Here is an 18,929-nt window from a genome sequence, read left to right as displayed (position 1 = left end):
GAGTCCCGCCATGCCGAAGGAGACCGCGGTCTACACCCACGGGCACCACGAGTCGGTGCTGCGTTCGCACCGCCGGCGCACCGCCGCCAACTCCGCCGCGTACCTCCTCGCCGAACTGCGGCCGGGCCAGGACCTGCTGGATGTCGGCTGCGGCCCCGGGACCATCACCGCCGGCCTGGCCGCGCTCGTCGCGCCGGGCACGGTCACGGCCGTCGACGCCGCCGAGGACGTCCTGGACAAGGCGCGGGAGGCGGCGGCGGCCGCCGGTGCGGACAACGTCCGCTTCGCGGTCGCCGATGTCCACGCACTGGACTTCCCCGACGACTCCTTCGACGTCGTGCACGCGCATCAGGTCCTCCAGCATGTGGGCGATCCGGTACAGGCCCTGAGCGAGCTGCGCCGGGTGTGCCGGCCCGGCGGGGTCGTGGCGGCGCGTGACGCGGACTACGGCTCGTTCACCTGGTTCCCCGGCGTACCGGCGCTGGACGGCTGGCAGGAGCTGTACCGCCGGGTGGCGCGCGCCAACGGCGGGGAGCCGGACGCCGGCCGGCGGCTGCTGTCCTGGGCGCGGCGGGCCGGCTTCACCGACATCACCCCGACCGCCACCACCTGGTGCTTCGCCACGCCCGACGAGCGGGCCTGGTGGAGCGGCCTGTGGGCGGACCGTACGACCGCGTCGGGCTACGCGGGTCTGGCGGTCGGCGGCGGCCATACGACACCGGAGCGGCTGGACGAGATCGCCGGGGCGTGGCGGGAGTGGGGCGGCGCCGAGGACGGGTGGTTCATGGTCCCGCACGGGGAGATCCTCTGCCGGGTATGAAGGGGGCCCGTACAGGCCGGCACGCGCACCGGCGCGTACCCGGCCCGGTCCCGGCCGCCCGAATCGATCACACGTCCCCGCGTGGCCAACTAACCTGGTGGGCATGGAAATCCTGGGAACCACGTTGCGCATCTGCGTCGACGACCTGGAGACCTCGGTGGTGTTCTACGAACGCCTCACCGGAAGCCCCGCGCTCCGCTTCGAGCGCGGTGGGGTCTCCGTCGCCGCCGTCGGCTGCTTCCTCCTCATGAGCGGCCCCGCGTCGGAAATCGATGTCCTGCGCAAGGTCACGGCGACGATCGCCGTCAAGGACGTCGACGAGGCGATCACCGTCCTCACCGGCGTCGGGGCGCATATCGTCGCGGGCCCGGTGCCGACGCCGGTGGGGCGCAATGTGATCGCCCTGCACCCCGACGGTTCGGTCTTCGAGTACGTCGACCGCAACGCCGTCCAGGCGCCGGACTGATCACCGGGCCGGTCGGCCGGCGGCCGGGGGCCCTTCGTCGGTGAAGGCCCCCACCACCAGATCGGCGAGCAGCGCCCCGGCCGTCCCGTCCGGGTCGAGGTCCGGGTCGTAGATGGTCACGTTGAGCCCGACGCAGCGCTCGGAGCGCACCAAGGTCCGCAGCAGTACGGCGAGTTCGTCCGGCAGCAGGCCGCCCGCGTCGGGGCTGTCGACCGCGGGCATCACCTCCGGATCGAGCACATCCGCGTCCAGATGGACCCAGAAGCCGTCGGTGACCGGCGCCTCCAGCGTCTGGAGGACGGCTCCCGCCAGCTCCGCCGCGCCCCATTCGCGCAGCTCACCGACCGTCACGGTGGGGATCCTCAGCCGGGCGAGCTCCTCGCGGTCCTCGTCGTAGTCCCGGATCCCGAAGAGCCGTACGTCCTCGTCCCGCAGATACGGCCGCAGTCCCTCCAGGTCGCTCAGATCCCGCTGGCCCCGGCCGGTGCCGATGGCCAGTTCCTCGCCGCCGGCCGCGCCGACGCTGTCGGAGTTGCCCGTGTGCCGGAAGTCGGCCGAGCCGTCGATGGCGGCCAGTCCGTACCGTCCCATGCGGCGCAGCGCGAGCGAGGCGCCGAGCTGGATGGAGCAGTCGCCGCCCAGCACGAGCGGGAAGTCCCCGGCCCTGACATGGTGTTCGATCCGGTCGGCGAGCCGGGGCGTGTACGCGGCGATCGCCGCCGCGTTGAAGACCCCGTCGCCCTCTTTCCAGTCGCCGCGGTCGTAGCGCGGCGGGACGACGACCCCGCCCTCGAACGCGCCGAGCCGCTGGACGATCCGCTGTTCGCGCAGGGCGCCGGCGAGTTTGTAGCACCCCGGCACGACACCGGGGGCCGGGGGCCTGAGCCCCAGGTTGGAGGGCGCGTCGATCACCACGATATTCCGCATGCGAACCATCCTCACCGCCGTAGGGTTGTTCCTCAAACGGATTCACGGACGGCGAGAACGATGAGGGCGGGCAGCGGAATGACCACTCAGCACACCTACCGGGTGATCGTGCGCGGCACATGGGACGGGCTGACGGACGACGACCGCGCCCGGCTGCTCGCGGACGTCGACCAGCACGGTCTGGCACAGATGCGGTTCACCCCCGAGGGCTCGCTCACCTATGACGCGGCGCTGAAGCACTTCAGCTACCGCTTCGTGGTGGTGTCCGACGCGGCGGACGGCGAGGAGATGGCGGGCGCGCTCGCCGAGGACCGCGCGGAGACGGCGCTGAAGGCCCTCGGCCGCGGCCATCGCGAGCTGCGTTCCACGGTGACCGACATGGACACCATGAAGATCAACCGCAAGGGCCGCCGAGTCGGTTGAGTCAGTGCCGGGAGGGCGGGACCGTACCGTCGGCCCGGCCGTCCCGGTCCGCCATCTCCGCGGTGATCGCCCAGCGTTCGTGGTCGCGCCACGCGCCGTCGATATGGAGGAAGTCCGGCGAGTAGCCCTCCAGCCGGAAGCCCACGCGCCGGACGAGCGCGAGGGACGCGGTGTTCGCGGGCTGCACATTCGCCTCCAGCCGGTGCAGCCCCAGCGGGCCGAACGCGTGCCGTACGACGAGCCCGAGCCCCTCGGTCAGCAGACCCCGGCCCGCGGCGTGCGCGAAGGCCGCGTAACCGATGGCGCCGCACCGGAAGGCGCCGTGGACGATGTTGCTGATATTGACGAAGCCCGCGATCCCGCCGTCCTCGCGGTCGCAGACGAGACAGCCCTCCCTGGCGGGATCCGCCAGGAACCGGCCGGCGTAGGCGGCGTACGCCTCCGCGTCGGCGGGCGGGAACAGCCAGGGCCTGTGCAGATCCCGGCTCTCGCGGACCCGCGCCGTGAACTCGTCGGCGTCATCGGGGCGGTAGGCGCGGAGGAACGTGCGGGAGCCTTCGGCGAGCCGTTCGGGAGGGTCGGGCATCGCGCCACCCTACGTGATCTTGATCGGGCAGACCATGGTGGCGCGGAACCGATTCCGTCAAACGTTCCCGGCGCCCCGGGCGGGGTGTTGATCATCACACTGGACGTGACTGTTCGTTGGGTTAGCGTTCCGCCCTGTGACTATGGTGACTTCCCCTTCCACGCTTCCCTCTGTCCAGGACTCCCCGGCCACCGCGGCGCTGACCAGGGTCCTCTTCGGCGAACGGTTCGAAGAGGTCCACCAGCCCTGGCGGAAGCTCTTCAGTACCGGGCCGTTCCGCTTTCGCGAGGGGCTGACACCGCAGGAGCGTGCCGCGCTGTCCTACGAGCGGCTGCGGCTGGTCAATGACGTACTCGACAGCCCCGAGGACCTCGTCGCCGACGTGGAGCGCCTCAGCGCGCTCCACGAGTGGGCCGGGCCGGTGGACCCGGGATTAACGACAGTCGCGAGCATCCACTACAACCTCTTCCTCGGCAGCCTGCTGGATCACAGAGCGGGCGGGAAACGTGATCTGCGCGCCTTCACAGAACTGCGCCGTACGGGTACGTTTCTGTGCACCGAGGCCGGACACGGCAACAGCGCCTCCCAGTTGGAGACGACCGCCACGTTCGACCCGGCGACCGGCGGCTTCGTCCTGCACACGCCGTCACCGGCCGCGGGCAAGTTCATGCCCAACACCAGCTCCACCGGCGGCCCCAAGACCGCGGTGGTGGCGGCCCGGCTGATCACGGACGGCAAGGACCGGGGCGTCTTCCTGTTCCTCACCCCGCTCAGCGACGACACGGGAGGCCCGCTGCCGGGGGTGGAGATACGCAGGCTGCCGCAGACGGCCACCAGCCCGGTGGACCACTGCGTCACCTCCTTCGAGCACGTCCGGCTGCCCCACGAGGCGCTTCTCCAGTCCGGCCATGGACGGCTCACCCCCGACGGCGTCTTCACCAGCGCGATCGGCAGTCCCCGCAAGCGTTTCCTGCACTCCATAGGCCGGGTCACCGCCGGCAAGCTCTGTATGAGCGCCTACAGCCTCGGGGTCACCCGGCACGCCCTGGCGGTCGCCGTACGCCACGCCCACACCCGGCACACCTCGGGCGTCACCGCCGGGGGAAACGTGCCGCTGTTCGCCCATCGCAGCCATCACACCCCGCTGCTCGACGCCCTCGCCACCACCTACGCCGCGACCCTGCTGCACCGCACCGCCGTGCGGCAGTGGACCGAGGCGACGGAGGCGGAGCGTGAGGACGGCGAGCGTCTGGCGGCCGTCGCCAAGGGCTGGATCACCTGGCGGGCCCGCGCCGTCATGACGGAGTGCCGCGAACGGTGCGGCGCCCAGGGGCTGTTCCTCGCCAACGGCATCGCCGCCCAGCTGACGGCCAATGAGGGCACCATCACCGCGGAAGGTGACAACCTTGTCATCTGGGTGAAGGCGGCCGGGGAGATGCTTCTCGGACACTTCACCCCGAAGCGGCCGAGCGCCGTCGCGCCCGGGGACCGCGATCTCACCGATCCGGCCTTCCTCCAGGACCTCCTGGCGGACATCGAGAGCGTCTGGCACCAGCGGGCCAGGACCCGGCTGCGCGCGGGCAAGGCCGGTAACCCGCTCAACCGGTGGAACGCGACGGTCACACCCGCCCTCGAACTGGTCGACGCGTACGCCCACCGCCGGGCCGCAGAGGCCCTGCTGACCGCAGCCGACGAGACCGCGGAGCCCGGGGCACGGCAGCTCCTGCACACGCTGCACCGGCTCTTCGCGCTGCGCCGTATCGCCGCCCACAGCGGGGACCTCCTCGCCGAAGGACGGCTGACCGCCGACCAGGTGAGGGGGCTCCCCGACGCGGCGGAGGACGCCGTCGTCGCGCTGGCTCCCCACGCCCCGGCGCTCACGCGTGGTTTCGCCATCGCCGACGAGATCCTCCTCGACCACCCCATCAGCCATCCCGAGGCCATGGGCCGCGGTCCGGAGGGCCACAGGGACTGAGACGGGTACGTACGAGCGCCGCCGCCCTCACCCAGGACCGGCCGGCCCTCCCGGGTCAGACGAGGGCGGGCAGATCCAGGGTGAGGGTGGCGCTCCGCGCGTCCAGTACGGCGGACACGCCCAGCGGCACGGTCAGGTTCGACTCGCCGTGGCCGAAGCCCAGTTCCTCCACGACCGGTACGCCCAGCCCGCCGAGCCGGTCCAGCAGCAGCGCCCTGACGTCCTCGGGCGGCCCGCACTCCGCCCAGGAGCCGAGGCCGATCCCCGTGACGCCGTCCAGCCGGCCGGAGCGCAGCAGCTGGGTGAGGATACGGTCGAGACGGTACGGCTCCTCGCCGACGTCCTCGATCAGCAGCAGCCCTCCCGCCGCCGAGGGGCGCGCGTACGGGGTGCCGAGCTCGGCGGCGAGCAGGCTGACGCAGCCGCCGAACGTGACACCGGCGGCCCGCCCCGGCACCAGCCCCCGCGCGGTGCCCTGGCCGAGGGTGCGCACCGACTCGGGCTCGAAGAGCGTGGCGCGCAGCGACTCCTGTGTCCCGGGGTCCTTGAGGAAGGTCATCGCGGCGGTCATCGGACCGTGCAGGGTGACCAGTCCGAGGCGCCGGGCGAACGCCTCGTGCAGCGCGGTGATGTCGCTGTAGCCGACGAAGACCTTGGGGCCCGCCGCCCGCATCGCGGTCCAGTCGAGCAGGTCGGCCATGCGCTGCGCGCCGTAGCCGCCCCGGGCGCAGAGCACCGCCGAGACGGCCGGGTCGCACCAGGCGTCCTGGAGGTCGCGGGCGCGGCCCTCGTCCGTTCCCGCGAGATAGCCGAGCCGGGGATGGGCGTCCAGGACATGGGGCGCGACGACGGGATCGAGGTCCCAGCCGCGCAGGATGTCCAGACCGGCTTCGAGCCGCTCGGCGGGCACGGGGCCGCTGGGCGCCACGACGGCGACGCGGGCCCCGGGCCGAAGTCGCGCGGGCCGGGTCAGTGGGGTGAGCGTCATCCGCGGAACTCCAGCCGGGGGATGTCGGTGCGGTCGATGCCGAAGGTCTGCGCGTAGAGGGACAGTTCGGCCTCCAGCGCGCGGACCAGCGTGCCGGCCCTGCGGAAGCCGTGGCCCTCGCCCTCGAAGGCGAGATACGCGTGCGGTACGCCGCTGCCGGCCATCCGCTCCAGGAACCGTTCGCACTGCGCGGGCGGACAGATCACGTCGTCGAGCCCCTGCAGCAGCAGGAACGGCGCGCTGACCCGGTCGGCGTGGTTCAGGGGCGAGCGGTCCCGGTAGCGCCCGGGGACCTCGGCGAGCGGGCCGATCAGCGATTCGAGGTACTGGGACTCGAAGTCATGGGTCTCGTCGGTGGCCCAGCCCAGCAGATCGAGGATCGGATAGCTGATGGTGCCGCAGGCGTAGACGTCGGTGGAGGTGAGGGAGGCGGCGGTGGTCCAGCCGCCCGCGCTGCCACCGCGTACGGCGAGTCTGGCCGGATCGGCGGTGCCCTCGGCGGCGAGCGCGGAGGCGACGGCCGCGCAGTCCTCCACATCGACCACGCCCCACTGTTCGCGCAGCCGCTCGCGGTAGGCCCGGCCGTAGCCGGTGGAGCCGCCGTAGTTGACCTCCGCGACACCGATGCCGCGCGAGGTGAAGTAGGCGATCTCCAGATCGAGCACGAGCGGGGCATGGCTGGTGGGACCGCCATGGGCCCACACCACATACGGCGGTAGTTCGTCGTGGGGCGCGCTGTGATCGGGGCTGTGCGGCGGATAGATATGGGCGTGGATCTCGCGGTGGTCGGGCCCGGTGAAGGTACGGATCCGGGGCTCGGGGTAGTAGGCGGGGTCCACGGGGTCGCGGTGCGCCGCGCCGATCACCCGGGCGTGTCCGGTGCCGGTGTCCAGCTCCACGATCTCGTACGCGCTGCGCGGGCTGGCCGCGACGCCGGTCACGCGGTCGCCCTGGACGGCGAGGGTGGCGGCCCATTCGGTCCAGGGTCCGGCGGCGTCCACCACTTCCCCGGTCGCCGGGTCGAGTACGCCGAGCGCGGTGGAGCCCTTGCCATGGATGACGGCGATCAGTCCGTTGTCCATGGGGTGGAACCACTGGAGGCCGATCTTCCAGAGCGGTCCGCCGAACTCCTCGCCGCGGCCGGGGCAGAGGCCGGCGCTCCGGATGACGCCCGGGGCCCTGTCCGGGCCTATGGCCTGGTCCAGATCCTCCGGGCGGATGCGCCGGATCTCCCACCAGCCGCCGCTGTCGGAGACGAAGAGCAGTGAGCCGTCCGGGGCCCAGTCGGCCTGCGGGACCGACTCGCCGGTGCCCCCGACGAGGGCCCTGACGCCGGTGAACGGGCCGCTCCCGGCCACGTCGCCGAGCATCACGACCGTGCCGTCCCAGGGCATCCGCGGGTGGTCCCAGGCGATCCAGGCGGCCCGGCGCCCGTCGGGCGAGAGCCGGGGCCCGGTGACGAACCGGTGCCGGTCGTCGGAGAGTTCGCGTACGGCCGTACGGTCCTCGGCGGCCGAGCCGTCGAGCGGGACGGCCGCGATCACCCGCCGTACGTCGGTGGGCGCCTCGCCGGTGAACTCCTCCAGCACGCACCAGACCTCATCGCGGCCGAGAAGGAGCCGCGGATCGGCCCAGCGCAGTCCCCCGCCGGTCGCGGACACCGGGGTGAGCGGCCGGGGCGCACCGCCGCCGTCCGGCTCGTACGCGTACAGCCGCTGGTCGGGGAAGTGGACGAAGACGATGAGCGGGCCGCCCTCGGGGCGGGTGGCACCGGCCCAGGGCACCCCGCCGTACTCGATGACCCGGCTGCGGACGTTCCACGGGGCCGGCAGCGGCGACTCCTCGCGGCCGTCCGCCCGCCGCCGTACGAGCGCGCGCCGGCCCGCCTCGGCGGGACGCGGCTCCGTCCACCACACCTCGTCGCCGACCGCGCCCACATACTCGGGACGCCCGTCGTGCGAGGCGGCCAGCGCGGCGTCGATCGGTGACGCCCACGTTCCGTAGGCCCCCATGGACAGCATGAGCCACGCTCCTAAGCGGACTTCAGATAGTGGTCGAGGACACGGACGCCGAAGTGCAGCGCCGAGACGGGCACCCGCTCGTCCACGCCGTGGAAGAGCGCCTGGTAGTCGAAGCCGGGGGGCAGCTTGAGCGGCGAGAAGCCGTAGCCGGTGATGCCGAGCCGGGAGAACTGCTTGGCGTCCGTACCGCCCGACATGCAGTACGGGACGACATGCCCGGCCGGGTCGAAGCGCTCGACGGCGGCGCGCAGCTTGGCGAACGTCGGCGAGTCGACGGGCGCCTGGAGGGCCACCTCCCGGTGGTGGAACTCCCACTCCACATCCGGTCCTGTGAGCTGGTCCAGGGTGGTGCGGAACTCCTCCTCGCCGCCGGGCACCGTGCGCCCGTCGACATAGGCGGTGGCCTGGCCCGGGATGACATTGACCTTGTAACCGGCCTCCAGGACGGTCGGGTTGGCGCTGTTCCTTATGGTCGGCTCGACCAGCGCGGCGGCCGGGCCGAGCTTGCCGAGCAGTCCTTCCGTGTCGAAGTGCTCGGCGTCGACATCGGTGTCGATGTCGTAGAGCGCGGCGAGTTCGGCGAGTGCGGCCCGTACGGTCGGGGTGAGCCGGACCGGCCAGGGGTGGCTGCCGATCCTGGCGATGGCGGCGGCGAGCCTGCTGACCGCGTTGGCGCGGTTCACCTTGGAGCCGTGCCCCGCCGTGCCGTGGGCGGTGAGCTTCAGCCAGCCGGTGCCGCGCTCCCCGGCGGCGATCGGGTAGAGCGCCATGCCGGGCCCGGCGTGGAAGGTGAAGGCCCCGGACTCGCTGATGCCTTCCGTGCACCCCTCGAACAGCTCCGGGTGCCGGTCGGCGAGGAATCCTGAGCCGTCTTCGGCGCTGGCCTCCTCGTCGGCGGTGTAGGCGAGCACGATGTCCCGGCGTGGCCGGATCCCGTCCCTGGCCCAGGCGCGGACGACCGACAGCACCATCGCGTCCATGTTCTTCATGTCGACCGCGCCGCGGCCCCACACCACGCCGTCGCCGACCTCGCCGGAGAAGGGGTGCACGGTCCAGTCGGCGGGCTCGGCGGGCACCACGTCCAGATGGCCGTGGACGAGGAGCGCGTCGGCCGAGGGGTCGGTGCCCTCGATCCTGGCCACCACATTGGTGCGCCCGGGGGTCCGCTCCAGCAGCGTGGGTTCGATCCCCGCGTCAGCGAGCCGCTGCGCGACGTATTCGGCCGCCGGCCGCTCGCGGCAGTCCCCGCTCCCCCGGTTGGTGGTGTCGATACGGATGAGGTCCGAGGTGAACGCGACCACCTCGTCGAGCGCGGCCGCGTCGGGGCCTCCACTCGTGTCGCTGGGTGTCATGTCAGCCATACTGCTCCTCCACAGCGGCCGAAACGATCGTCGTGACCGCTTTGAAGGTACGAATGGCCTCATACATCGTCCCGCTGGTGTAGGCGGCCCGGCGCTCCCCGCTGGGTGCCACGCCCGGTACGACCGTGGCGACGTCGGAGAGATGGGCGGCGTCGAACTCCATTTCCACGGTGAACGGGCCGCCCGCGACGGGTTCGTACCGTCCGGCGAGGGCCGTGGCCTCCTTGGCGGCGGCGCGGATGTCGGCGGCGGTACGGGCCGGGGTCCGGCAGACCGCCGCGTACCGCGAGACATGGTCCTTGACGGCGACCTTGCGCGCGTCCGGCGCATAGCCCTCCGCGTCCACGCAGGTCAGGTCGTCGCCGGTGACCAGCACCACCGGAACGCCGTACTCCGCGACCACACGCGCGTTCAGCAGCCCCTCGCTGGCCCGGGTGCCGTTCAGCCATACGCCGGTGAGGGAGTTGGCGAGGTAGGTGTGCGCGAGCACCCCTTCCGTACCGGCGCCGGTGTGGTAGCCGACGAAGGCGATGCCGTCGACGTCACCGTGCTGGACGCCCTCGACCATGGACAGCGACTTGTGGCGGCCGGTCAGCATTTCGGCACGCTCGTCGAGCCGTTCCAGCAGCAGATTGCGCATGCTCCAGTGCGCCTCGTTGATCAGCACCTCATCGGCCCCGCCGTCGAGGAAGCCGAGCACGGCGGCGTTGACATCGGAGGTGAACAGGGAGCGGCAGCGTTCCCACTGGGGCGTGCCGGGCAGGACGTCGGCCGGCCAGGTCACCCCCGTGGCACCCTCCATGTCGGCGCTGATGAGGATCTTCACAGGTGCTCCGTTCTCCAGGGGGGGGAGGGGGTTCGTCGGCATCGGCAGGGGCGTCGGCGGGACGTTACACCCGTCGCACGACATGCAGCAGATACTCCTTGCGGTTGAGCGGATTGTGGTCCGTTCTGGGCCGGGCCGGAATCGTGTCGCGTACCGCCTCATAGTGGTCGAAGGACGCTTCCAGCACACCTTCGCCACTGGTCAGCGTAGGCAGCCGCTGTTCCAGTTCATGGACCCGGGCCGCCGGAATCTCCCCTTCCAGCAGATACGCGTGGCCGTTCGCCGACGAGGTGCGCGGGACGGCGCGCAGGCGCCCCAGGACGGGCAGTACGGCGCCGAGCGCGTCCGCCGGGAGGTCGAGCCGGAAGCGGTGCATCGGCTCGTACACCGTGGTGCCCGCCCGCTCCAGCGCGCTCATCAGCACCAGCGGGGTGAGATGGCGGAAGTCGCCGCCGGTGCTCGACATACTCTTGTCGAAGACGCCGTGCGAGTGGCTCTGCCGGGGTGCGTAGCCGGAGTGCGTCATGGTGACCACGCAGTCGGTGACCTGCCAGCCGTGGATCCCCTGCCGCAGCGACTCGTTCACGGTGTCCTCCACGGCTTTCATGAACGCGTACGGCATCGACCCCAGCTCGACCTCCAGCCGGAATTCCACGCCCGCGCCGGCGGGTGCGGGATCGACGCGCAGCCCGACGGTCGCGAGAAAGGGATTGGGGTCCTTTCCCATGATCTCGACGGCCGCTCCGCTGCCGGCGGGCCGTTCCACACAGATCGTCGTGGTCTCGCGGAAGGTGACGTCGACCCCGAATTCGTCCAGCAGCGTCGCCTGGATGACCTCTTTCTGCACCTCGCCGTAGAGCGAGACGGAGATTTCCCGCCGGATCCGGTCCTGCCGCAGATTGATCAGCGGGTCCTGTTCGGCGAGTTGGGTGAGCGCGGCGTACATCGCGCCCTTGTCGGCGGCACAGCGGGGAACGACGACCGTTTCGAGAGTCGGCGGGGAGAAGAACCGGCGCTCCGCGGGAGCGGCGGGCGGAATTCCGATCTCGTCGCCGATACGGATGCCGTCGAGGCCCCAGAGTTTCGCGATCCGCCCGGCACAGACCGACGCGCGCCGGACGGCGGACCCGCGGTCGAACACGCTGATCGCGGTGACCTTGTCCTCCTTGCCCCGTGCCTCGTTCACCGGATCGCCCCCAGCGCGGCCCGCCGTATCGCTCTGCGTGTCGGTCCGCGTATCGCGGTGGTATCGCAGCAGGTCCCGCGTCCTTACCGTGCCCGAGAACATCCGTACGTATGCGATCTTCTCCCCGGCGGGCCCCCGTTCCATCTTGAAGACCGTGCCGGAGACGGGCCCTTCGGGATCGCCACCGGCCCTGGGCAGCAGTTCCCTGATGCCGGTGATGAGCGCGTCCACGCCCGCGCCGGTGATCGCCGAGCCGAAGTAGACCGGGTGGACGACCGCCCGTCCGGTCTGGCCGGCCAGCTCTTCGCGGAGCCGGTGGTACGGGAGCGCCGCCGGGTCGTCCACGTACGCGGCCAGCAGCGCGTCGTCGTGGTCGGCGAGCAGTTCGGCGAGGCCGGAGGTGAACGCGGCGTCGCCGGCGCCGTACGGCACGGACAGCGCGGCGCGTGTGCCCAGGCCGGTGGCCGCCCCCATCGCGATCACCGACGGGGAGAGCTTCTCGGACATGGCCCGCAGCACCTCTTCGTATCGCGCCCCGGTGCGGTCGATCTTGTTGACGAAGATCAGGGTGGGAATGCGCAGCCGCCGCAGCGTCCGCATGAGCACCCTGGTCTGCGCCTGAACGCCCTCGACCGCGGAGACGACCAGCACGGCGCCGTCGAGCACGCCGAGGACCCGTTCCACTTCGGCGATGAAATCCGGGTGGCCGGGGGTATCGATCAGATTGACCGTGGTGTGGCCGACGACAAAGGAGACGACCGCGGATTTGATGGTGATGCCGCGCTGTCGTTCCAGCGTCAGGGAATCCGTCTGGGTGCTGCCGTCATCGACACGTCCGATCTCGTCGATGACACCGGCGGTGTAGAGCAGCCGCTCGGTCAGACTTGTCTTACCGGCGTCGACATGCGCCAGAATTCCCAGGTTCAACGTACTCATGGAGCGTCATGTCCTCTAGATAGGCGGTGGTGACCTTCTGGATGGGCATTGACGCTCCACGCATAATCTTCTCCTTGATCAATGGGCTGTCGCGGGGAGTACAACAGAAGCCGCCCGGGGCGGCAACTCATTTCCGGGGCGGACCGGGGACTCGGTGATGCGCGTGACCCGGCGGGCCCGGGGGCCGGTGACGGGCGTCGGGCGACCCGGCGGGACCGGGGCCCAGGGGCCGGTGCGGTTCACTCGCGGGCGAGGATGTACCACCGGGCCGGCAGGTCGATCCGGGTGCCGTCCGGCAGCCGTTCCGTCTGCACCAGCGCGGTGCCCCCGTCCGCCAGGATCCGCAGCCCCGCCGCGCGCAGCAGCTCGGGCACTTCCTCGTCCCCGGCACCGGCCGGCTTGAGCCCGTGGTCGAAGACCCGCCGCAGCTTCACCGGCGGGCCGCCCGGCCCCGCCGCGGCCTGCTGGAGCACGGCCTTGGAGGCGGTGGTCAGCTCGGCGACGAACGCCCGGCCGCGCTCCCCCAGCAGCTCCGCGACCGCCGCCGCCACCGCCGGCCGGTCCTGGGGCTCGCTCTGGTGGATGACCGCGCGCATATAGACATTGGTGTCGCCCGTACGCTCCCGCAGCGCGCGCACCGCGTCATGGTCGACCAGATCGAGCTGCTCGAACTCCGCGGCCTTCCCGGTGTCGGCGCGCAGCGCGTGCGCGATCGCCGCGTGGGACAGATCCACCCCGATGGCCCGTGCGAAGCGGGTGGCCAGATAGCGGGTCTGGGTGCCGTTGCCGCAGCCGAGGTCCACCACGGGCAGGGTGGTGTCGGCGTACGGCAGCAGCAGTGCGCTGTCCGGTACGGAGGTGAACGACGGGTCCGAGTCCCAGATCGCCTCGCCGGGCGCGTCGGAGGTCGCCGCCCAGAATCCTTCCCAAGCCTCGCGGTAACGCTGCGACACGTCCATGTACGGCCTCCCCTGTTCCGGCCCGCCGAAGGCGAGCGGTAGAGGACCGGACTACCGTCCGCGCAGGTCGGAGGGCAAGAGGAAGGACGCTTCCTTCACCCGCCGTTGAACCGCGCCTGTATGTTCCGCGCCGGACTGCGTACGAAGCAGGGCCTGTTCGAACCAGACCGTCTTGCCGCGGGCCGAGCTGCTGGTGCCCCACTCCCTGGCCAGGGTGCTCACCACGCGCAGTCCGCGCCCGAACTCGTCGTCCCGGCCCGCGTCCAGCAGCGCGGCGGGGGCCGGTTCGTCGTCGAGGACCTCGCACAGCAGCGCGTCCGTACGGACAAGACGCAGCCCGACCCGCCGCGACCGTGCGTGCTTCACGGCGTTGGTGACCAGTTCGCTGACCATCAGCTGGGCCGTCTCCACCGCCGCCGGCAGCTCCCAGCGGAGCAGCTGCCCGCGCACCAGCCGTCTGGCCCTGGCCACCTCGCGCGGGTCCGGGGCGAGGTGGAACTCCGCGACGTCCCTGTCCGGGATGCCGTTCAGCCTGGCCATCAGGAGCGCCACGTCGTCCTTGCGCCCCTCCTGGGTATTGAGCGCGCGGATGATGGTGTCGCAGGCGTCGTCCATCGAGGCGGCGGGGTGCGCCGCGGAGGCGCAGAGCGCGGCCAGACCGTCCCCGACGTCCGCCCCGCGCACTTCGACGAGACCGTCGGTGCAGAGCACCAGCCGGTCGCCGGGCCCCACCTTCACCGTCGCGGTCTCGAAGGCCACTCCGCCCACTCCTATGGGAGCGCCGGTCGGCAGATCGAGGATCTCGGCCTCGCCGTCCTCGGCGCGGACGAGCACCGGCGGGATGTGCCCGGCGTTGGCGATCTGGAGCTCCGACCTGATCGGGTCGTACACCGCGTACAGACAGGTCGCCAGATACAGTTCGCCGAGCCGCTGCGCCAGGTCGTCGAGATTGCGGAGGAGTTGGGCGGGCGGCAGCTCCAGGGCCGCCATGGTCCGGACGGCGGTACGCAACTGGCCCATCATCGCGGCCGAGTTGAGCCCGTGCCCCATCACGTCGCCGACGACCAGCGCGGTGCGCGAGCCGGGCAGTTTGACGGCGTCGAACCAGTCGCCGCCGATCCTGCCGAGCCGGGCGCCCGGCAGATAGCGGGTCGCGATGTCGCATCCCGCCATGTGCGGCGGGACCCGCGGCAGCATGCTGTCCTGGAGGGTGTCGGCGACATTCTCCTGGTACGTGTACATCCGGGCGTTGTCGAGTACGAGCCCGGCGCGCGCGGCGAGTTCCGCGCCGGTCGTACGGTCCATGTCGTCGAACGGCTGCCGGTCGGGCCGCCGCATCAGCACCATGAAGCCGAGCACCACGTCACGCGCCTTCAGCGGGACGAGGAGCATCGAACGGTGGTTGATGAGGGGCCGCAGATCGCGCTTCTCGAACTCACCCGAGATCCGGTCGCCCGCCTCCTCGCTGAGGCGCGGGATGAGCACCGGCTCGCCGGTGCTCATGCACTGGAAGAACGGGGTGTGTTCGGGGAAGGCGATGGCCTCGCCGATGGGCACGGTGTCGTCCCAGCGGCCCGGTTCGTCGTTGTGCTCGACCCAGACCCGGTGCCAGACGGTGGTCGCGTCGGGCGGTCCGTCCGGGAACCCTTCCCCGGCGAGTACGGCGGCCCGCAGATGCGTACCCGCGAAGTCGGTGAAGCGGGGCACCGCCGCGCTGGTGACCTCGCGGATGGTGCGGGCCAGGTCGAGGGACGAGCCGATCCGGCCGCTGACCTCGTTCAGGAACTCCAGCCGCTCGCGTACCGCCGCGTATTCGAGGTCCAGCTCGGGACGCGGCGCGGCCCGCCGGGATTCCCCGTCCCCGCCCCCGTCCAGCGGCTCCGGCAGCCCGCCCCGGCCCGCGGGCCGCTTCGGCACACCCCAGTCGGGGGTGACGGGCACTCGCTCGTGGTAGCTGAACTCCAGGACCGGGTAACCGAGTTCGAGGACCTGCGCGACGATGCGACCGGAGTCGGCAGGACTCATGTTCGGCAGGATGTCCGGCAGCCGCCGGGCCAGCGCCTCGGCGCCGGGGAACTCGGTGTGCAGGGCGAAGGCCGGGGAGATCCGCCGGTCACCGGCCCGGCCGTCCGCGCCCGCCCTGCTCTCCGCGCCGTCCGGGCCGTCGGCACCGTCACGCCTGAACTGGGCGGCGTCCGCGGCGAGTACGAGATGGCGCCCGGGTCCCGGGCCGACGAGCGGATACACCCACCACACCACGTCGAGCCGGTCACGTCCCCGCTCGGAGAGCGTCGCGTACCCCGCGGTCGGATAGGAGCCGCGGCTGTGCAGCTCCGGTCCGCCCTCGATACCGGTGTCGAGAGCGGTGTCCAGGTCGGGGTCCGTGTCGTACGGGCCGTGCGCCACGCCGCGTTCCTCCGCGGCGAGGGCACCGGCGACCGGCATCAGATCGGTGGCCGGCTGCCCCACCGCCTCGTCCTTCGCATGGCCGAAAAGTCTCCGTGCGCCGGTCGACCAGTGCGAGACCAGACCGTCCCCGTCCACGACGACCACGGCGAGCGGAATCCGGCCGGCCGCGGCGGGCCGCTGCCGCGACGCTCCCGGCGGAACACCACTGTCCATGGGTGGGAGGCTCCTTCCCTGCCGCCAGGATCCGCGGCTCCGCCCTCCACGGTACGGCCCTGCGCGGGGGTTGCGCCGGGCAATGAACTAATCAGTAGTGCGCCCGCGCACAACCCCCTGTTGACTGAAATTCAGTCAGTCTTCGTGGCCGAGCTGGAGATCGCGCTCGGTGCGACCGCCGCCCGCCACCTGGAGCACCGTGGCGACCGGCGGATAGCCCGCGGCGATCACCGTGTACTCACCCGACGAGAGATCCACGAACCGGAAGGTGCCGTCCGCGCCGGTGGTGAGGGTGTCCACGACATTGCCCGCCGCGTCGAGCAGGGTGACCCGCGCGTCCTCGACGGGACGGCCGCCCCCGGCGCGTACGGTGCCGCGCAGTACCGCCCCGCCGGCCAGCTCGATGTCCTGCCGGGTCTCCCGGGACGCCTGCACGCTGACCGGCAGCGCGGCGGGCCGGAAGGCGGGGGCGCTCGCGGCCAGCGTGTATTCGCCCGCCACCAGCTCGGAGATGACATACGCGCCCTCGCGTCCGCTGCGGGTGCTCGCCACCACCTCGCCCCGTACATCCGTGAGGGTCACGGCGGCGTCACGCACCGGCGTGCCGTCCGCGGTGAGCACGGCCCCGGCGAGCCGCCCGGCGCCGCCGAGAACCACGTCCAGTTCGACGGGGCGTTCGCCGACGGTGACCGTGACGGCCTGGGGCTGGTGCCCGCCGGCCGCCGCGATCATCACGTACGAACCGGAGCCGGGCACGCTCAGCGCGTACCGCCCGTCCTCGCCGCTCGCGCCGCGCCCGATCTGCTTGCCGTGGACGTCGATGAGGGTGAGGGCGGCGCGGGGCACGGTGGAACCGTCGTAGTGCTGCACGGTGCCGCAGACCGCGACGCCCGAGATGTACGGGGCGGGTGCGTGCGCGGCGGGGGCGCCGAGGCCGGACGCGCTGCGCGCGGCGGGGACGGTGCCGGACTCGGCGGCCGAGACGTTCTGGGACACCAGTGGTTTCTCCTTGAGGAAGAAGGCGATCAACAGGCCGAGGACGAGCACCGGCACGAGATAGAGAAAGACCCGCGGCATGGCGTCCGCGTACGCCTGGACATAGCCCTCGCGCAGCGCGGGCGGCAGCGCGTGGACCGCCTGCGGGGTGACGGACTCGATGTCGGGGAGGCCGGCGGCCGCGGGGACGCGGTCGGCGAGGGCGTCGGCGAGCCGGTTGGCGAAGAGCGTGCCGAAGACGGCGGCGCCCACACTGCCGCCGATCTGCCGGAAGTAGTTGTGGGCGCTGGTGGCGGTGCCGAGGTCGGCGGAGGGTACGGCGTTCTGCACGGCGATGATCAGTACGGGCATCACCATCCCCGTCCCGAGCCCGAGGGCGCCCTGCGCGATACCGCACTCCAGCGGGGACGTGTCGGCGTCCAGCCTGGACAGCAGCAGCATCCCGGCCACCGAGAGGACCCCGCCGAGCACCGGATAGATCTTGTAGCGGCCGGTGCGGCTGATCAGATGGCCGGAGACGATGGAGGCGAGGACGACGCCGCCCATCATGGGCAGCATCTGCAGACCGGACTCGGTGGCGCTGGCCCCTTCGACCATCTGGAGATAGGTCGGCAGATAGCTGGCGGCGCCGAACAGCGCCACGCCGACCACCGCCCCGATCAGGCTGGTGACATTGAAGACGGAGTCGCGGAACAGCCGCAGCGGGATGAGCGGTTCGGCGGCGAAGTGCTCGACGGCCAGGAAGAGCACGGCTGTTCCGACGGCCGCCGCGGTCAGTCCCAGGATGACGCGGGAGCCCCAGGCGTACTCCGTACCGCCCCAACTGGTCAGCAGCATCAGGCAGATGGACGAGGCGGTGAGCAGCAGCGCGCCCAGGACGTCGAGCCGGGCGCGGACCACCGGTTTGGGCAGCTTGAGCACGACGGCGACGACGGCGAGCGTAATCAGGCCGAAGGGCACATTGATGTAGAAGCACCAGCGCCAGGAGACATGGTCGGTGAAGAATCCGCCGAGCAGCGGGCCGGCCACGGACGCGAGACCGAAGGCCGCGCCGATCAGCCCCATGAAGCGTCCGCGCTGCCGGGGCGGCACGATGTCCGCGATGATCGCCTGGACGCCGATCATGAGCCCGCCCGCGCCGATGCCCTGGATGGCGCGGAAGGCGATGAGTTCGTTCATGGTGCGCGACCAGCCGGCCAGCGCGGAGCCGATGACGAAGACGACGATGGCGAACTGGAAGACGCCCTTGCGGCCGAAGAGGTCGCCGAGCTTGCCGTAGATCGGCAGTCCGACCGTGGCGGTGAGCAGATACGCGGTGATCGCCCATGACATCCGGTCCAGGCCCTGGAGTTCACCGACGATCTTCGGCAGCGCGGTGGCCACGATCATCTGTTCCAGCGCGGACAGCAGCAGGGCGAGCATCAGCCCGACGAAGACCAGCCGCACCCGGCGGGGGCTGAGGGGTTCGGCGGGGGCCGCGCCGCCGGCGGGCGGGGGCGGCGGACGATCGCCCGCGGCGGGTACGAGCGGTGACGCGGCCCGCGCGGCCTCGTCGCCGCCGTTCCCGACGCCGTCGGCCCCGTTGTTCCCGACGCCGCCGGCGCCTGACCCGGGGCCGTTCCCGACGTCCTTCACCAGAGTGGTCCCGCCCACGTACTGCTCCCCTCGTCACACCTGCGCGGCGCCATTGTTCGCATTGCGCGCCAAGCAGGAGCAAGCGGGCCGCTCTCCCCTGAACGGGGTTGTGACGGGGGCGGGTTGACCAGTTGAGCTGACGTCGAGGCGCTCATCAGGAGCTTTCCCGCGACGCGTCGTGCGGGGGCACGCTACGGCGCCG

The 18,929-nt window shown here is 71.8% G+C and carries 14 protein-coding genes; 4 read left to right on the top strand and 10 right to left on the bottom strand.

Annotation, left to right across the window (positions count from 1 at the left end):
- Positions 1-10: 10 nt before the first annotated feature.
- On the top strand, positions 11-820 hold the full coding sequence (locus ACZ7LS_RS11495; RefSeq protein WP_382522880.1) for a methyltransferase domain-containing protein: 810 nt from the start codon (positions 11-13) through the stop codon (positions 818-820).
- 103 nt (positions 821-923) lie between these two features.
- A complete protein-coding gene (locus ACZ7LS_RS11490; protein WP_382522881.1) occupies positions 924-1,286 on the top strand; it encodes a VOC family protein in 363 nt (120 codons plus the stop codon).
- Here the strand turns inward: ACZ7LS_RS11490 and ACZ7LS_RS11485 are convergent, their stop codons facing one another.
- On the bottom strand, positions 1,287-2,213 hold the full coding sequence (locus ACZ7LS_RS11485) for an arginase family protein (RefSeq protein WP_385129384.1): 927 nt from the start codon (positions 2,211-2,213) through the stop codon (positions 1,287-1,289).
- A 78-nt stretch (positions 2,214-2,291) separates the two neighbouring features.
- Between ACZ7LS_RS11485 and ACZ7LS_RS11480 the strand changes: the two genes are divergently transcribed.
- A complete protein-coding gene (locus ACZ7LS_RS11480; RefSeq protein ID WP_382522885.1) occupies positions 2,292-2,636 on the top strand; it encodes a DUF6204 family protein in 345 nt (114 codons plus the stop codon).
- A 1-nt stretch (position 2,637) separates the two neighbouring features.
- On the opposite strand, the gene ACZ7LS_RS11475 is transcribed toward ACZ7LS_RS11480, so the two are convergent.
- Positions 2,638-3,222, bottom strand: coding sequence for a GNAT family N-acetyltransferase (locus tag ACZ7LS_RS11475; protein WP_382522887.1), 585 nt, complete (start codon positions 3,220-3,222; stop codon positions 2,638-2,640).
- A 142-nt stretch (positions 3,223-3,364) separates the two neighbouring features.
- Here ACZ7LS_RS11475 and ACZ7LS_RS11470 point away from each other — a divergent pair, with 142 nt between their 5' ends.
- A complete protein-coding gene (locus ACZ7LS_RS11470; protein ID WP_382523308.1) occupies positions 3,365-5,197 on the top strand; it encodes an acyl-CoA dehydrogenase family protein in 1,833 nt (610 codons plus the stop codon).
- Positions 5,198-5,252: 55 nt separating this feature from the next.
- On the opposite strand, the gene ACZ7LS_RS11465 is transcribed toward ACZ7LS_RS11470, so the two are convergent.
- The 8 genes from ACZ7LS_RS11465 to ACZ7LS_RS11430 form a co-directional block, all read right to left on the bottom strand.
- Positions 5,253-6,185 carry a S66 peptidase family protein gene (locus ACZ7LS_RS11465; protein ID WP_382522890.1) on the bottom strand — a complete coding sequence of 311 codons (933 nt, stop codon included), beginning with the start codon at positions 6,183-6,185 and terminating at the stop codon, positions 5,253-5,255.
- Positions 6,182-8,206 carry a S9 family peptidase gene (locus ACZ7LS_RS11460; protein WP_382522893.1) on the bottom strand — a complete coding sequence of 675 codons (2,025 nt, stop codon included), beginning with the start codon at positions 8,204-8,206 and terminating at the stop codon, positions 6,182-6,184. The genes ACZ7LS_RS11465 and ACZ7LS_RS11460 overlap by 4 nt, the downstream gene beginning before the upstream one ends.
- A gap of 11 nt (positions 8,207-8,217) precedes the next feature.
- Complete coding sequence (locus tag ACZ7LS_RS11455; protein ID WP_382522896.1) at positions 8,218-9,558, bottom strand: M20/M25/M40 family metallo-hydrolase; 1,341 nt, start codon at positions 9,556-9,558, stop codon at positions 8,218-8,220.
- 1 nt (position 9,559) lies between these two features.
- Positions 9,560-10,393: a M55 family metallopeptidase gene (locus ACZ7LS_RS11450; protein ID WP_382522899.1), complete on the bottom strand. Its 834-nt coding sequence runs from the start codon at positions 10,391-10,393 to the stop codon at positions 9,560-9,562.
- A gap of 64 nt (positions 10,394-10,457) precedes the next feature.
- On the bottom strand, positions 10,458-12,515 hold the full coding sequence (locus ACZ7LS_RS11445) for a GTP-binding protein (protein ID WP_385129380.1): 2,058 nt from the start codon (positions 12,513-12,515) through the stop codon (positions 10,458-10,460).
- 239 nt (positions 12,516-12,754) lie between these two features.
- The gene (locus tag ACZ7LS_RS11440; RefSeq protein ID WP_385129378.1) at positions 12,755-13,474 is read right to left on the bottom strand and encodes a class I SAM-dependent methyltransferase; all 720 of its coding nucleotides are present in this window, start codon (positions 13,472-13,474) and stop codon (positions 12,755-12,757) included.
- A gap of 51 nt (positions 13,475-13,525) precedes the next feature.
- The gene (locus ACZ7LS_RS11435) at positions 13,526-16,096 is read right to left on the bottom strand and encodes an ATP-binding SpoIIE family protein phosphatase (protein ID WP_385129376.1); all 2,571 of its coding nucleotides are present in this window, start codon (positions 16,094-16,096) and stop codon (positions 13,526-13,528) included.
- A 135-nt stretch (positions 16,097-16,231) separates the two neighbouring features.
- On the bottom strand, positions 16,232-18,745 hold the full coding sequence (locus ACZ7LS_RS11430) for an MFS transporter (RefSeq protein ID WP_382873510.1): 2,514 nt from the start codon (positions 18,743-18,745) through the stop codon (positions 16,232-16,234).
- Positions 18,746-18,929 lie beyond the last annotated feature (184 nt).

It is taken from the genome of Streptomyces sp. NPDC039430 (assembly GCF_055639435.1).
The sequence above is the reverse complement of the archived record's forward strand: the minus strand, read 5'-3'. Positions and strand labels throughout refer to the sequence as shown.

Excerpts from the sequence above, each read along its gene's own strand:
- ACZ7LS_RS11485 (WP_385129384.1), bottom strand. The coding sequence starts at position 2,213 with ATGCGGAATATCGTGGTGATCGACGCGCCCTCCAACCTGGGGCTCAGG.
- ACZ7LS_RS11460 (WP_382522893.1), bottom strand. The coding sequence starts at position 8,206 with ATGCTGTCCATGGGGGCCTACGGAACGTGGGCGTCACCGATCGACGCC.
- ACZ7LS_RS11445 (WP_385129380.1), bottom strand. The coding sequence starts at position 12,515 with ATGAGTACGTTGAACCTGGGAATTCTGGCGCATGTCGACGCCGGTAAG.
- ACZ7LS_RS11480 (WP_382522885.1), top strand. The coding sequence starts at position 2,292 with ATGACCACTCAGCACACCTACCGGGTGATCGTGCGCGGCACATGGGAC.
- ACZ7LS_RS11440 (WP_385129378.1), bottom strand. The coding sequence starts at position 13,474 with ATGGACGTGTCGCAGCGTTACCGCGAGGCTTGGGAAGGATTCTGGGCG.
- ACZ7LS_RS11495 (WP_382522880.1), top strand. The coding sequence starts at position 11 with ATGCCGAAGGAGACCGCGGTCTACACCCACGGGCACCACGAGTCGGTG.
- ACZ7LS_RS11435 (WP_385129376.1), bottom strand. The coding sequence starts at position 16,096 with ATGGACAGTGGTGTTCCGCCGGGAGCGTCGCGGCAGCGGCCCGCCGCG.
- ACZ7LS_RS11465 (WP_382522890.1), bottom strand. The coding sequence starts at position 6,185 with ATGACGCTCACCCCACTGACCCGGCCCGCGCGACTTCGGCCCGGGGCC.
- ACZ7LS_RS11470 (WP_382523308.1), top strand. The coding sequence starts at position 3,365 with ATGGTGACTTCCCCTTCCACGCTTCCCTCTGTCCAGGACTCCCCGGCC.
- ACZ7LS_RS11475 (WP_382522887.1), bottom strand. The coding sequence starts at position 3,222 with ATGCCCGACCCTCCCGAACGGCTCGCCGAAGGCTCCCGCACGTTCCTC.
- ACZ7LS_RS11490 (WP_382522881.1), top strand. The coding sequence starts at position 924 with ATGGAAATCCTGGGAACCACGTTGCGCATCTGCGTCGACGACCTGGAG.
- ACZ7LS_RS11455 (WP_382522896.1), bottom strand. The coding sequence starts at position 9,558 with ATGACACCCAGCGACACGAGTGGAGGCCCCGACGCGGCCGCGCTCGAC.